The 14,912-nt window shown below is 72.9% G+C and carries 8 protein-coding genes; 2 read left to right on the top strand and 6 right to left on the bottom strand.

The window, feature by feature from the left end; genetic code table 11:
- Nucleotides 1–2 precede the first annotated feature (2 nt).
- Nucleotides 3–4,040 carry a serine protease gene (locus IEY91_RS34895; RefSeq protein WP_229697435.1) on the top strand — a complete coding sequence of 1,346 codons (4,038 nt, stop codon included), beginning with the start codon at nucleotides 3–5 and terminating at the stop codon, nucleotides 4,038–4,040.
- Between the two features lie 131 nt (nucleotides 4,041–4,171).
- Complete coding sequence (locus IEY91_RS34890) at nucleotides 4,172–5,125, top strand: bifunctional riboflavin kinase/FAD synthetase (RefSeq protein WP_164319895.1); 954 nt, start codon at nucleotides 4,172–4,174, stop codon at nucleotides 5,123–5,125.
- Nucleotides 5,126–5,223: 98 nt separating this feature from the next.
- On the opposite strand, the gene IEY91_RS34885 is transcribed toward IEY91_RS34890, so the two are convergent.
- The 6 genes from IEY91_RS34885 to IEY91_RS34860 all read right to left on the bottom strand — a co-directional run bounded on the left by IEY91_RS34885 (nucleotide 5,224) and on the right by IEY91_RS34860 (nucleotide 14,523).
- Nucleotides 5,224–6,243 (bottom strand): ABC transporter ATP-binding protein, encoded by a 1,020-nt coding sequence (locus IEY91_RS34885; RefSeq protein ID WP_164319893.1) that lies wholly within the window; start codon nucleotides 6,241–6,243, stop codon nucleotides 5,224–5,226.
- Between the two features lie 154 nt (nucleotides 6,244–6,397).
- Nucleotides 6,398–7,426, bottom strand: coding sequence for an ABC transporter ATP-binding protein (locus IEY91_RS34880; RefSeq protein WP_189177044.1), 1,029 nt, complete (start codon nucleotides 7,424–7,426; stop codon nucleotides 6,398–6,400).
- Nucleotides 7,423–8,391: an ABC transporter permease gene (locus IEY91_RS34875; RefSeq protein WP_164319891.1), complete on the bottom strand. Its 969-nt coding sequence runs from the start codon at nucleotides 8,389–8,391 to the stop codon at nucleotides 7,423–7,425. Before IEY91_RS34875 ends, IEY91_RS34880 begins: the two co-directional genes overlap by 4 nt.
- Nucleotides 8,388–9,494 carry an ABC transporter permease gene (locus IEY91_RS34870; RefSeq protein WP_164319889.1) on the bottom strand — a complete coding sequence of 369 codons (1,107 nt, stop codon included), beginning with the start codon at nucleotides 9,492–9,494 and terminating at the stop codon, nucleotides 8,388–8,390. The genes IEY91_RS34875 and IEY91_RS34870 overlap by 4 nt, the downstream gene beginning before the upstream one ends.
- 44 nt (nucleotides 9,495–9,538) lie before the next feature.
- Nucleotides 9,539–11,455 (bottom strand): ABC transporter substrate-binding protein, encoded by a 1,917-nt coding sequence (locus IEY91_RS34865; RefSeq protein WP_229697434.1) that lies wholly within the window; start codon nucleotides 11,453–11,455, stop codon nucleotides 9,539–9,541.
- Between the two features lie 305 nt (nucleotides 11,456–11,760).
- Complete coding sequence (locus IEY91_RS34860) at nucleotides 11,761–14,523, bottom strand: MinD/ParA family ATP-binding protein (RefSeq protein WP_189177043.1); 2,763 nt, start codon at nucleotides 14,521–14,523, stop codon at nucleotides 11,761–11,763.
- Nucleotides 14,524–14,912 lie beyond the last annotated feature (389 nt).

Here is a 14,912-nt window from a genome sequence, read left to right as displayed (position 1 = left end):
GCATGGCGGGACGGGGCCCGCGGGCACGGGGCGGCGGGGAACGGGCCCGGGGCAGGAGTGACCGGAGCGACCGAGGTGACGACCGGAGTGTCCGCCCGGGTGCTTCCCGGAGCGACCTGGGTGCTTCCCGGAGCGAGTGGACGGTGGGCCGGGACGCGTGGCGGGAGCCCGAGCGGTCCCTGGTGCGGATCTGCGATCTGGCGGGCCGCCCGCGCGGCCACGGCTTCGCCGCCGACGACCACGGCACCGTGATCACCAGCCACGAGGCGGTCGACGGCCTCGCCCGCATAGTGCTGCACGCGCCGGGCGAGCGCACCTGCGTCGTCACCGACGAGGCCGTCACCGCGCTGCCGGAGCACGACCTCGCCCTCGTCCGCACCGAAGGCCTCGGCCTGCGCCCGCTGCCCGTGGCCGGGCGCGACACGGTTGCCGTGGGTTCGTACGTACGTATCGCAGCGGGCGGCTGGCGGCAGGCCCGGGTGCTCGACTCGGCCGCCGTGACGTACACCGCGACGGACCGCTTCCACCTCCTCGACGCCGCCATGGAGCTGGCCATCGGCACCGACGGCGCGGACGCGCTGCGGCTCGGCGGTGGCGCGGCGGGCGGGCCCGTCGTCGACGCCGCGTCCGGCGCCGTCCTCGCCGTCCTGGCCACCGCCCTGGAGGCCTCGCACCGCGCCGCCGGGTTCGCCGTGCCACTGCGGGCCGCGGCCGCCGCCGACCCCGGCGGGCCGCTCGCCGTCCTCCTCGCCCGCAACGCGGCCACCGTGCCCGGCTACGGCCGCGATCTGAACCTGGCGGGCGCGCTGCACCTCACGGCCACCTCCGTCGGCTCCGACGGGCCACGCCCGACCCGGCCCGAACCCGTCGAACGGCCCGACACGGAACGGGAGTTCGCGCACTTCACCGCCGCCGGACCCGCCCGTGTGCTCGGCCTCGTCGGCGACCCCGGCACCGGCCGCACCACGGAACTCGCCGCGCTCGCCGGACGCCGCGCCCGGGGCGCCGAACCCGCACCCACCCTGTGGCTGCGCGGCGCAGACCTGCGGGACGAGGACACCTCCGTGGCCGACGCGGTGGGCCGCGCCCTGGAGCGGGCCGGACGCATCCTCGCCGCGTCGGACGCGGTGGCCGGCGGCGACGACGGGCTCGGGGACATCTCGGCGGGCCGCGTCGCCCGACTCGTACGGGACGCGGGGCGGCCGCTGCTGCTCCTGCTCGACGGCCCCGAGGAGATGCCGCCCGTGCTCGCGCACCGCCTCGCGGAGTGGAGCGCCGGTACGTCCGGCTGGCTGCGGGACACCGGGACGCGGCTGGTCGTGGCCTGCCGCGCGGAGTACTGGGAGCAGGCCGGGGCCCACTTCCCCGGGGACCTGCTGCACACCCCCGGGCTCGGCGAGCGCCCCGACGACTGCGTACGCGCGCGGCTGCCCGGCTGCCTCCGCCTCGACGAACTGCCCGAGGCGCAGGCCCGCCGGGCGCGGGAGCGGTTCGGCATCGCGGACGACGCCCTTTCCGTCACCGACGCCCGCCATCCGCTGACGCTGCGGCTGCTCTCGGAGGTGGCCGCCGCCCTGCCGGACGAGCCCGCCGGGCAGCCCACCCGCGAGGACGTCTTCGCGGCCTACCTCGACCTGCTCGCCCTGCGCGTCGCCGTCCGCCTCGCCGCCGACAGCGGGCTGCGGGGAGCCGCGGTGCGGCGACTCGCGGCGAAGGTGTCCGGGCAGGTGCACGAGGCGGCCCGGCGCTGTCTGGGCCCCGGCCAGGGACAGCTCGACCGGGCCTCCTTCGAGGCGGTGTTCCCGTGGGGCGCCCTGCCGGGCAAGGGCTTCGACACCTGCACGGGCTGGGCCTCCGCCGTCCTCACCGAAGGCCTCCTCGTCCCCGCAGGCACCGGCTACCGCTTCGCCCACGAGGAACTGGCCGACTGGATCCAGGGCCTCCACCTGGACGTGGACGGCGCGCTGACGTCGCTGGTCCTGCGGTACGCGGAGCCGGGCGCGGCGTCGCCCGCGGTGCGGTCCTTGCCGGTGCCACGCCACCGGGTCGGGCCGGTGCTGCAGGCGCTGTTGCAGCTGGAGCGGCAGCGGGGGGCCGGTGAACTGGCGGGGAGGTTGGGGGAGTTGGTGGGGGCGTTGGAGGTGCTGGGTGGGGCGGGTGGCATCGCCGGGGGTGCCGGGGTGGGGCTGGACGGTGCTGGTGGTGTTTCCGGGGGTGCCGGGGCGGGGCTGGACGGGGAGGAGGTGGCTGGCCGGTCGGAGGGTGTTGGGGTGAGGTCGGATGGGGTGGGTGGTCAGTTGGAGGGGGCCAGGGTGCGGTCGGGTGAGGGAGGCGGTCGGTCGGAGGGGGACAGGGTGCGGCCGGGTGAGGTGCGCGGTCGGGCCGGGGGTGCCGAGGTGTGGTCGGGGGAGGCAAGCGGTCGTTCCGAGGGGCCCAGGGTGCAGTCGGGCGAGGCGGGTGGTCGGTCGGAGGGGGGCAGGGCTTGGTCGGGGGACGTGGGCGGTTGGGCTGAGGGTGCCGACGTGCGGTCCGGTGAGGCGGGTGGTCGGTCGGACGGTGACAGGGCGCGGGCGGGCGAGGCCGGTGGTCGGGGTGAGGGGGGCGGGGGCCGGGCCGGGGAGTTCGGGGACGCGTGGTGGTGGGCGCGGCATCTGTTGCGGGAGGTGCTGCTTCGGGTGCGGGATGCCACTCCGTACGTCAACGTGCTGCAACAGGTCGCCGCGCAGCGGCAGTTCGGGCCCGAGTTCTGGCTGGCGCTGCGGCTGCCGGAAGCCGCGCGGTTCGAGCTGCTGCGGGCCGTCGTGGTGCACGACGGCCCGCCCGGCACCGGGCGCCGCTGCCTGGACGCCGTGGCGGAGCGCCTCGCCGCCGACCCCGCCGCCGTACAGCACCACCTCACCCGCTGGTTCGCCGACGAGAGGCCGCTGCGCGCCGCCCCCGAGGCGACCGTCGCCTCCGCCGCCCAGGCGCTCCTGCACACCCACAGGCACCGCGCCGTCGACGACCTCACCGAAGCCCTCGTCGACTGCGCGCACCCGCGCGCCGACGAACTGCTCGGCGCGCTCGCCGAGGACGAGCCGTCCGCGCTCTGCCGCGCCGTCGACCGCTGGGCCCACGACGCCCGCCCCGCCCGCCGCGTCGCCGCCGCCGCACACGCCCCGCGCGCCGCCCGGCACGCCACCGGCGACGCCGACCGCGAACTCCTGCGGTACGCCGCCGAGACCCTCCTCGCCCGCCCCGCCGACGACGCCCTGCACGGCAACGCCCTCGCCCTCCTCGTACGCGACCCCCGCACCCGAGCCCGCCACCTGACCCGCGCCCTCGAACACTTCGCCGCAGGAGACCCCGGCCTCCCGGCCAGCGCCCTCGCCGCCGCCCTGACCACCCACCCCGAGACGGTGCTCGCCGCCTTCCGCTCCCGTGTGCGCACGCGCAGCACCGGCACCGCCGAGGTCCTGCGCGGCCTCGCCGAGGTGCCCTCGCCCGACCTCGCGCGGCGCGTCGCGGAGCTCGTACAGGAGCGGGTAGAGCAGTGCCCGCGCGCCGCGGCCGACGCGGCGGCGTACACGGATCTGCGCCTCGAACAGGGTCCTGCCGTGCGCGCCGAGCTGTTCCCGCTGGTCGCGGGGCTGCTGCGGAGCCGCAGCGTGGACGTGCGGGCCGCGCTCGCGCCCGTGCTCGCCGCGCCCGGCACGCCCGTGTCGCGGCCGCTGCGGACCGAGCTGCTCGACCTGATGCTCGCGGCCGAGCGGGAGCCCGCCGTCTTCGAGGCCGTGCTGCGCGCCGTCGGTGGCCGGGGCGGCGGCGCCGAGCGCGACCGCGACCTTGTGCGCCGCACCGCGCTGCTGCTCGGCCGCACCCCGGAGGGCGCGGCGTGCTTCGACCGCACCCTGGTCGACCTGGCGCGGCGCGTGCCCGGCTTCGCCGCGCGTCTCACGGGCTGGCTCACCGACGTCCCGCAGGACTGGGCCGCGCTCGTCGGGCCGAGCGCCCGCCGCACCATCGAGCAGCTCACGGGGGCGGTGCCCGTGTCGGCGTGAGCTCCGCCACCCCGGCCGATGCGGGCGACAAACTGTCGGCATGGCAGTCTTAGACCTGCGCAATCGGCAACGGAACGTACAGACGTACGGGCGTACGGATACATACACGGGTTCGGCGAGGAGCGAAGACAGTGCAGCGCTGGCGTGGCTTGGAGGACATCCCCCAGGACTGGGGGCGCAGCGTCGTCACCATTGGTTCCTACGACGGCGTGCACCGCGGTCACCAGCTCATCATCGGCCGCGCGGTGGCTCGCGCCCGTGAGCTGGGCGTGCCCGCCGTGGTCGTCACCTTCGACCCGCACCCGAGCGAGGTCGTGCGGCCCGGCAGCCACCCGCCGCTGCTCGCCCCGCACCACCGGCGCGCCGAGCTGATGGCGGACCTCGGCGTGGACGCCGTCCTCATCCTGCCCTTCACCACCGAGTTCTCGAAGCTGTCCCCCGCCGACTTCGTGGTCAAGGTCCTCGTCGACAAGCTGCACGCCAAGGCCGTCGTCGAGGGCCCCAACTTCCGCTTCGGGCACCGCGCCGCGGGCAACGTCGAGGTCCTCGCCGACCTCGGCCGGACCTACGACTACGAGGTCGAGGTCATCGACCTGTACGTGAGCGGCACGGCGGGCGGCGGTCAGCCCTTCTCGTCCACGCTCACCCGCCGCCTCGTCGCCGAGGGCGACGTCGCGGGCGCCAACGAGATCCTGGGCCGCCCGCACCGCGTGGAGGGCGTCGTCGTCCGCGGCGCCCAGCGCGGCCGCGAGCTGGGCTTCCCCACGGCCAACGTGGAGACCCTGCCGCACACCGCGATCCCCGCCGACGGCGTCTACGCGGGCTGGCTGCACGCCGACGGCGAGGCGATGCCCGCGGCCATCTCGGTGGGCACCAACCCCACGTTCGACGGCACCGAGCGCACCGTCGAGGCGTACGCGATCGACCGCGTCGGCCTCGACCTGTACGGCCTGCACGTCGCCGTGGACTTCCTCGCCTACGTGCGCGGCATGGCGAAGTTCGACTCGATCGACGAGCTGCTTGTCGCGATGGCGGACGATGTGAAGAAGTCACGGGACTTGGTCGAGGCGGCCGACAGCCGGTGATTTCGAGCCCGTCGAGGGGGCCCCTCCCTGCTCTTTAAGAGCTTGGGGGAGTTTGAGGACGAGCCCGAAGGGCGATCTGCGGCGCGCCGACTGCAAGGTCAACCCCGAACGGCCGCCCAGTGGCACGCGACCTGTGTTCCTCCTGCACCGGAAAGCACAGGCAAGTCCTTCGTACGGCAGTCGCTCGCCACCCCGGCCCGCTCCGCCTCACCCCCGGCGAGGATCTGACACCGCGCGTGGAACCGGCACCCGCCCGGCACCCGTGACGGGTCCGGCGGCTCGCCCGTGAGCACCACGGGCTCCCCCTCCGCCTCCGGCAGCACGGACAACAGCGCCTGGGTGTACGGATGCTGAGGCGCCGTCAGAACGTCCTCGACCGCCCCGGTCTCCACGATGCGGCCCAGGTACATCACCGCGACGCGGTCCGCGATGTTCCAGGCGAGCCCCAGGTCATGGGTCACCACGAGCGCGGACAGGCCGAGTTCCTCCCGCAGTCGCAGCAGCAGCGCGAGGATCTCGCCGCGCACGGACGCGTCCAGGGAGGCCACCGGCTCGTCGGCGACGATCAGCTCCGGCTCCAGGACCAACGCGCCCGCGATGACGACCCGTTGGCGCTGTCCGCCGGACAACTCGTGCGGGTAGCGCAGGAAGAACCGCTCCGGCGGCCGCAGCCCGGCCCGGGACAGCGCGTCGCCGACGGCCGCCCGCTCGTCACCCCCGTACCCATGGATGCGCAGCCCCTCGGCCACGGCCTCGTACACCGTGTGCCGCGGGTTGAGCGAGCCGCTCGGGTCCTGGAGGACGAGCTGGACGCGCTTGCGGTAGGCCTTCAGGGCGCGGCTGCGGTAGTCCAGCGGCTTGCCGTCGAAGGTGACCCGGCCGGAGGTGGGAGGGACGAGGCCGAGCAGGGAGCGCGCGAGCGTCGTCTTGCCGCAGCCGGACTCGCCGACGAGCGCGACGATCTCGCCGCGCCGGATGTCGAGGTCCACGCCGTCCACCGCGCGCGCCGGGTCGGCGCCCCGGCGCCCGGGAAAGGCGATGTGCAGGTCGGAGGCCGTGAGCAGCGGCGCGGACCGCTCCGGCGGCGAGGCCGGTTCGAGGGTCGTCTCGGTGGTCATGCGCTTCTCCTCGGGGCCGGGGGAGCGGGTCGGCGGATCACGGTGTACGCCGGGTGGTGCGCGGCGCGGGACGGGCGCCGGAGGGCGTACGCGGGGCACGCCGAGGCGGCGCGCGCGGCCGTACAGAGGGCGGCCGTACGCGGCCGGGTGCCCGTCACGACGCGCCCTCCACCGCGGGGGCCACCGGCGCCCCCACATGCACGCACGCCGCACTGTGCCCCGCCCCCGCCGCGCGCAGCGCCTGGTCCTCCGTCGCGCAGACGTCGAGGACCACCGGACAGCGGGGGTGGAACGTACAGCCGGACGGCAGCGCCGAGGGGTCCGGCGGATCCCCGGGAAGCCCGCGCGGCGCGAACCGCGACGACGGGTCCCCGATGCGCGGGAACGCGGCCGACAGCGCCTTGCCGTACGGGTGCCGCGCCCGCTCGTACACGTCCTCGGCAGGCCCCTCCTCGACGACCCGGCCCGCGTACATCACCGCGAGCCGGTCGCAGGTGTCGGACAGGACCGCGAGGTCGTGGCTGATCATGATGAGGCCCAGGTCCTGCTCGGCCACGAGCTGTTCGATGAGGCGCAGGATCTGCGCCTGGATCATGACGTCGAGTGCGGTCGTCGGCTCGTCGGCGATGATCAGGCGCGGATCGCAGGCCAGCGCCATCGCGATCATCACGCGCTGGCGCTGCCCGCCGGACAGCTCGTGCGGGTAGGCGTCCGCGCGTGCGCCCGGAAGCCCCACGTGTTCGAGCAGCTCGCGCGCCTTCTTCTTGGCGCCCGCGGGGGTCGCCTTCTTGTGCAGCAGGATGGGCTCGGCGATCTGGTCGCCGATGCGGTGCACCGCGTTCAGGGAGTGCATCGCGCCCTGGAACACGATGGACGCGCCCGCCCAGCGCACCGCGCGCACCCGCCCCCACTTCATGGCGAGCACGTCCTCGCCGTCGAGCAGGATCTCGCCGGTCACCTTCGTCCCCGCGGGCAGCAGCCGCAGCAGCGCCAGGGCCAGCGTGGACTTGCCGCAGCCCGACTCGCCGGCCACGCCGAGCTTCTGCCCGGCGTCCACGGCGAGGTCGACACCGCGGACGGCGGCGGCCCCGGACGCGTACGTCACATGGAGATTGCGTACGTCGAGCAGGCGCCCCGCGGCCCGGGGTGCGGTGTCGGTGGTCACGGTCGTCTCGGTGGTCAACGGGACACTCCCAGCCTGGGGTTGAGCACGGACTCCACGGCCCGCCCGCACAGCGTGAACGCGAGCGCGACCACGGCGATCGCGATGCCGGGCGGCGCCAGGTACCACCAGTCGCCCGCGCTGACCGCGCCCGCCTCGCGCGCGTCCTGGAGCAGGCCGCCCCACGACACGACCGTCGGGTCGCCGAGCCCGAGGAAGGCCAGCGTCGCCTCGGTGAGGATCGCGCTGGAGATGACGAGCGTGGTCTGCGCGAGGACCAGCGGCATGACGTTCGGAAGGACGTGCCGGGCCATGATGTGGCCGTGGCCGCCGCCGAGGGCCTGCGCCCGCTCGATGTAGGGGCGGGACTCCACGGCGAGGGTCTGCGCGCGCACCAGGCGGGCCGTCGTCGGCCACGTCGTCACGCCGATCGCCAGGACGATCGTCCAGATGGAACGGTCCATCACGGAGGCGAGGGCGATCGCGAGGACCAGGGTCGGCATCACCAGGAACCAGTCCGTCACGCGCATGATGACGGTCGCGTACCAGCCCCTGAAGTGGCCCGCCGTGATCCCCACGACCGTACCGATGGCCACCGACAGGAAGGCCGCGAGCAGCCCGACCGTCAGCGAGATCCGCGCGCCCCACACGAGCAGCGCAAGGAGGTCGCGCCCGAACTGGTCGGTGCCCAGGGGGAATTCGCCGCTCGGCGACTGCATGGCCTCGCCCGGCGCCTCCGTCACGCTCTGCGCGTCGGCGCCGACGAGCAGCGGCGCGAACACCGCGGCCAGGGTGATGAGGACCAGCGCGGCGAGCCCGAAGACCCCCGCGCGGTGCGTGCGGTACTCCCGCCAGAAGCGGGCCGCGGAGTGCCGCCTGCGCGTCCAGGCGAGGGCGCGCGGGCTCCTGGCCTCCTTCGGGAGCTGTGGTTCTCGCGTGTTCTCGGGTTCCTGCGGTGCGGGAACGTCGGCTGTCTCGGCAGTCATCGGCCCACCCTGGGATCGAGCAGCGGATAGATCACGTCGGCCACCGTGTTCATCAGGATCACCGCCGTCGCGAAGACGAAGAACAGCCCCTGCACCAGCGGCAGGTCCGGCACGCTCAGCGCCTGGTAGAAGAGGCCGCCGAGCCCCGGCCAGGAGAACACCGTCTCCACCAGGATCGCGCCCGCGACCACCGTGCCCAGGTTCACGAACATCAGCGTCACCGTCGGCAGGAGCGCGTTCGGCACGGCGTGGCGGCGGCGCACCAGGTCGTCCCGCAGGCCCTTGGCGCGCGCGGTCGTCAGGTAGTCGCTGCCCATCTCGTCGAGCAGGGACGACCGCATGACGAGCAGCGTCTGCGCGTAGCCGACGGCCACGAGCGTGATCACCGGCAGGATCATGTGGTGGGCGACGTCCATGACGTACGCGAACCCGCTCTCGTCACCGCTCTCCATGCCGCCCGTCGGGAAGAGGCCGGGCAGCGGCCCCGCCCCCACCGAGAAGGTGATGATGAGCAGCAGCCCGAGCCAGAACGACGGCACCGAGTACAGCGTCAGGGCGAGCCCGGTGTGGAAGCGGTCGCCGATGCGGCCGTTGCGCCACGCCGAGCGCGTGCCCAGCCAGATCCCGATGACGGTGTAGAGGACGTACGCCGTTCCGGTGAGCCACAGCGTCGGACCGATCGCCTCAGTGATCTTGTCCATCACGGGTGTGTGGAACTGGTACGAAGTGCCGAAGTCTCCGGTGAGGACATTGCCGCAGTAGTCCGTGAACTGCTGCCACACCGGGTCGTCCAGGCCGAACTCGGCGCGCATGGCGGCCAGTTGCTCGCTCGACACGCGGCGCCCGCCCGTCATCTGCTTCACCGGGTCGCCCGGGATCAGCCGGAACAGGAAGAAGCTCGTGACGAGCACGGCGAACATCGAGACGAGCGCGCCGCCGAGCTTCCCCGCGACGTACTGGAGATAGGCCCTCGTGTTGCGGGCCCGGGGGCCGCGGCCCCGCGGACCGGCCTGCTCGGCCGGTCCGCCGGGAGCCGCGCCCTTGGCCGCGGCTTCGGCCTCGGCGGCGAGGATGGCCGCCGGATTGCTGTCCGCCGCGGTCATACGTGACTCGCGGTCTTGTGGGTCATCCGCTGGTGTTCCATGCGTTACTCGCGGTCCTCTGCGGTCGAGCGGCGGCGCAGGGCGATCAGGGCTCCGCCGCCGGCGAGCACCACCGCGGCGACGGCGATACCGATGATGACACCGGTCGAGCTGCCACCATCGGAGGAACTCTTCCCACTCGCCGGGACCGCCGACCACCAACTCCAATAGCCGTCCTGACCGTAGATGTTGCCCGCGGCCGAAGGCATGGTGGTGAGGGACTTGATCTGGTCCGTGCGGTAGGCCTCGACGGCGTTCGGGTACGCGATGACATTCATGTAGCCCGAGTCGTACAGCCACGACTCCATCTGCTTGACGATGCCGGCGCGCTTGGCCGGGTCGTACTCGGCGAGCTGCTTCTCGTACAGCTCGTCGAACTTCTTGTCGCAGATGAAGTTGTCCGTCGCGGCGCTCTCCTTGGCCTTCTCGGGCAGCGCGGCGCAGGTGTGGATGCCGAGGACGAAGTCGGGGTCGGGGTTGACGGACCAGCCGTCGAACGCGAGGTCGTACTCACCCGCGTACCAGGGCACGGACACGTCGTCGAGGCAGTTCACCTTGAGCCCGATGCCGAGGTCGCCCCACCACTCCTTCAGGTACTTCCCGACCGCTTTGTCATTCGGATCCGTGGCGTGGCAGAGAATCCGGAAGTCGAGCGCCTTGCCGTCCTTCCCTACCCGCTTGCCGCCCTTCTTCTTGTACCCCGCCTCGTCGAGGAGCTGCGCGGCCCGCTTCGGGTCGTACTTCAGTTCCTGTTCGGCGGAGGGCTTCCAGGAGTATTCGGAGAAGCGCGGCGGAATGTACCCGGCGCCCTCCACCGCATTTCCCTGGAACACCTTGTCGACGATTGTCTTCCGGTCCACGGAGAGGAAGAGCGCCTGGCGGACCCGCTTGTCGAGCAGCGCGGGGTGGCCGTCGCCGAACTTCTTGCCGTCCTGGGTGCGGGCCCCCGGGTTGGTGGCGATGGCGAAGAACCGGCGGCCGGGACCGTTGTTCACCTTGATGTCCGACTCGCCCTTGAGGCCGTTCGCCTGAGCGGGCGTCAGCGCGGGCTGGCCCGCGACGAAGGACACCTCGCCCTTCTTCAGCGCCGCCACCGCGGCGTCCTGGTCCTTGTACGTCTTGAAGACCACCTCGTCGAACTTCGGCGCGCCGCGCCAGAAATTCTTGTTGGCCTTCAGCTTCACGTACTGGTCGACCTTGAAGTCGTCGAGGACGAAAGGACCGTTCCCGACGACCGGGAAGTCCTTGTCGTTGTTGAACTTGGAGATGTCGTCGACCTTCTCCCAGACATGCTTGGGAACGATCGGGACGTCAAGGGCCGCCATGGTCGACTGCGGCTTCTTCAGCTCGATGACGAGCTTGGTGGGGGAGGGGGCCGTCACCTTCTTGAAATTGGTGACGAAGTTGGAGTTCGCGGTGGCGGTGCCTTCCTTGGACATGATTTTGTTGAACGTCCAGGCGGCGTCCTCCGCCGTCGCCTTCTTCCCGTCCGACCACTTGGAATTCGACCGGATGGTGTACGTCCAGGTGAGCTTGTCCGCCGACGGCTCCCACTTCTCGGCGAAGGCCGGGATCGCGTGGTTGTCCTTGGCGTCGTAGTTCGTGAGGTACTCGTACGTCAGCCGGTGGATGCTGGTGCTGAGCAGGCGCTGCGCGAGGAACGGGCTGAGCGAGTCGACGCTCTGCGCCACCGCGACGGTGAGGGTCTTCTTGCCGTCGTCCTTGGCCTGCGCCTGCTGGGGCGCCGGGTTGAGGGGGGTCGCCAGTCCCGCGGTGAGCGTGAAGGCGGCGGCCGCGGCGGCGGCGAGGAGGAGGTGGGGGCGGCGCTTCCGTGAACGGGCCGCTCGGGCCGATGGGGCCACTTGGGTCACTTGGCCCGCTGATGATGACCGTGTTCTGCCGTGCTGATCTTTTGTGTCCATGGATCGGTGACCTCGCGTCATCGCTTGCGCAGAGATGGCTGGTTACGGCTACGTGATCAAGGAACGTCCGGTTGGTTGTTGTGTGTGTATCAGCGCCGGTCATCGCACGTCAACGCCCGGTGAACCCCATGTGGCCTGCGGAAATAACGAGTTGACCGGGATTTCACGCGCATTGGTGAAGACCATTGACGCTGCGCTGGTCGGGGGGTGGCAGTTGGGGGACGCGGGTGTGGGGGCGGGCAACGCCGAGGGCCCGCACCGACTACGGTGCGGGCCCTCGGAACGGCTGGCGGCGGTGCTACCGCCTACTGCTGCGGCGGCTGCGGGGGAGCCTGAGGCGGCTGAGCCGGAGCCTCCGGCACCCCGCCCCCGGCGGGCGGCACCTGCCCGGGGACCGGGTAGCCATAGCCACCCGCGAACCCGCCCCCGGCGGGCGACTGCGCCTGCCCGGGCCCGGACGGCTGCCACTGCCCCCCACCGGCAGGTTGCTGCGGCGGCACAGCGGCCCCACCCGGCCCCACGGCCCCCGGCGCGACGGCTCCGTACCCCTGCCCCCCGTCAGCGGCGTACCCCTGCCCAGGCAGCGGCGGAGCCACCCGAGGCGGCGGATTCCCGTCCGACGTCCACAGCCCCTGAGCCTGCTGCGCCCGCACGAAATCCTCGGCCACCATCGCCGAGAGATTGAAGTACGCCTCCCGCACCTTCGGCCGCATCATGTCCAGATTGACCTCGGCCCCGGCGGAGAGATGCTCGTCGAAGGGCACGACCACCACCCCCCGGCACCGCGTCTCGAAGTGCGACACGATGTCCTCCACCTTGATCATCTTCCCGGTCTCGCGCACTCCGGAGATGACGGTGATGGACCGCGACACGAGGTCCGCGTACCCGTGCGCGGACAGCCAGTCGAGCGTCGTGGACGCGCTGCTCGCCCCGTCCACGGACGGCGTGGAGATGATGATGAGCTGGTCGGCGAGGTCGAGCACCCCGCGCATCGCGCTGTAGAGCAGCCCGGTCCCCGAGTCGGTCAGGATGATCGGGTACTGCTTGCCGAGTACGTCGATCGCGCGCCGGTAGTCCTCGTCGTTGAACGTCGTGGACACGGCCGGGTCGACGTCGTTGGCGATGATCTCGAGCCCGGACGGCGCCTGCGAGGTGAAGCGCCGGATGTCCATGTACGAGTTGAGGTGCGGGATCGCCTGCACCAGGTCGCGGATGGTCGCCCCGGTCTCGCGCCGCACGCGCCGCCCGAGCGTACCCGCGTCCGGGTTGGCGTCGATGGCGAGGATCTTGTCCTGCCGCTCACTGGCGAGTGTCGAGCCGAGCGCGGTGGTCGTGGTCGTCTTGCCGACGCCGCCCTTGAGCGAGATGACGGCGATCCGGTAGCAGGACAGGACGGGCGTACGGATCAGCTCCAGCTTCCGCTGCCGCTCGGCCTCCTCCTTCTTGCCCCCGATCTTGAACCGGGACCCGCCGACCGGCCGGTTGCTCTTGGTCTTCTGCTTCTTGTTGTTGAGCAGCCGGTCGGAGGACAGCTCGACGGCGGCCGTGTACCCCAGCGGCGCCCCCGGGTTGGTCCGCTCCCGCTGATCGTGCTGCAGGGGCTGCGGCCAGGCGGCGCCGGTGCGGGGGTCGACGGGGGCGGGGGCCTGGGCTTGTGCCTGTGCCTGGGGGTAGGGCTGCTGGGCCTGCGGGTACTGGTGAGCGTCTGGGGGCTGGGGGCTGGCGTGCTGGGCGGGCGGCAGCGGTTGGCCTTGCGGCTGTGCCGACTGCGCGGGCTGTGCGGGCTGTGCCGACTGCGCGGGCTGTGAGTGCTGTACCGGCTGCTGCTGGTCCTGCGGCTGCGCCGCCTGTGCGGGGGGCATCGGCTGCTGGGCCTGCTGCTGCGGCTGCTGCTGCGGGAACTGCCCTTGCTGGGGGAACGGCCCCTGTTGGAAGGGCTGTTGGGGCTGGCCGTGAGGCTGACCTTGCGGCTGAGCCTGGGGCTGCGCGGCCTGCGGCTGGTACGGCGCCGGGACCTGCCCCGGCATCTGCCCCGGCACCTGCGGCTGCTGCCCGTGGCTGTACGGGCCCTGCTGGCCCTGCTGCGGGAACTGAGGCTGGGCCTGCGGCTGTGGCTGTGCGGCCTGCGGCTGCGGCGGCACGGGGGCGGGAGCCGAAGGCGTGGCCTGCGGCTGCTGCTGCGTCGTCTGGGGGAACCCGTAACTGCCCTGCGGGGCAGGGGAGTTGGGCACACCCGGAGCGGCGGCTTGGCCGGGAGCGGGGAACCCGTACCCGCTCTGCGGGGGAGCGGGCGTCTCGGCGGCCGGGGCGGGCGCGGGCGGCTGCGCGGTGGGCGCGACGGGACCGGTGGGCGCGGCCCAGGCCTGCGGGGCCTGCGGCTGCGGAGCCGGCTCCGGTACGGGCGCCTCCGGCGCTGCGGGGGCTTGCTGAACCGGCGCCGGCGCGGTCGGCACGGGCCACTGCGGGGCGGAGGTCGGCGCGGCGGGCTGGAAGGCGGGCGGCAACGGCGGCAGCCCACTCTCCGGAGCGGGCGGCGGGGTCCACGAGGGCGGAACGGAATCCTGCACGTCATCGGCACCGACGGGCTCGACCTCGACCTCGACCTCGTCCTCGGAGGCAGAAGCCTCGTGAGCCGAAGTCACACCCTCACTGTCACCGCCGACGTCGGTCGAACCCTCCACCTCGGGCTCGGCGTCAGAGCTGACGGGAGAGCGAGGATCAGCACCAAAGGAAGCCGCGACGAGCGAGCCGGCATCGGCTCCGTCGGATTCACCGACACCGTCGTCCTGACCGTCCTGACCGTCGACCACGCCACCCGAAGGCGCCTCGACAATGAAGTCGTCGTCCGAGTCACTGGCACCAGCAGCACCAGCAGCACCAGCAGCACCAGCAGCACCCTCAGAAGCCGCCTCCGCGACCCCCGAACCCTCGCCGGACGACTCCTCGGCTTCCTCGGCCTCCTCGACGTCGCCCGTGCCCGAGTTCTCCTCGCCGACCCCATCACCCTTGCCGCCGTCGGCCTCACGCTCGGCCATCTCACGCCGCAAGGCAGCGGGGGAGAACCGCATGGTGGCACCACTCTCAAGGTCACCACCCCCCAGGCTCTCGGCGACGGGCGCCTTTTCGCTCTCTTCCTCGCTCCCGGCCCCCACATCCCGTACCGGAACAGAGGAAGCAACCCCCGCGACGGCACCGCTCCAGTCAGCGGCACCACCGGACGCGGGGGGCGTCACCGGAGGGGCGGAGGGAGCCGGAAAGGCGGGCGGAGCCAGGGGCGGTGCGGGCGCCGCGGGCTGAAACCCGCTGCCGACGGGAAGCTTGGGCACGGCGATGGCCGAAGCCCCGGAAGAGGCATCGGAATCACCGGAAGCCCCATCCGAGCCGGAGCCGGAATCAGCAGCCACACCGGAAACATCGGAGACACCCGAGGCCCCGGAAACACCAGAGCCATCAGAGC

The organism is Streptomyces lasiicapitis (genome assembly GCF_014646335.1).
GTDB classification, from domain to species: domain Bacteria; phylum Actinomycetota; class Actinomycetes; order Streptomycetales; family Streptomycetaceae; genus Streptomyces; species Streptomyces lasiicapitis.
The sequence above is the reverse complement of the archived record's forward strand: the minus strand, read 5'-3'. Positions and strand labels throughout refer to the sequence as shown.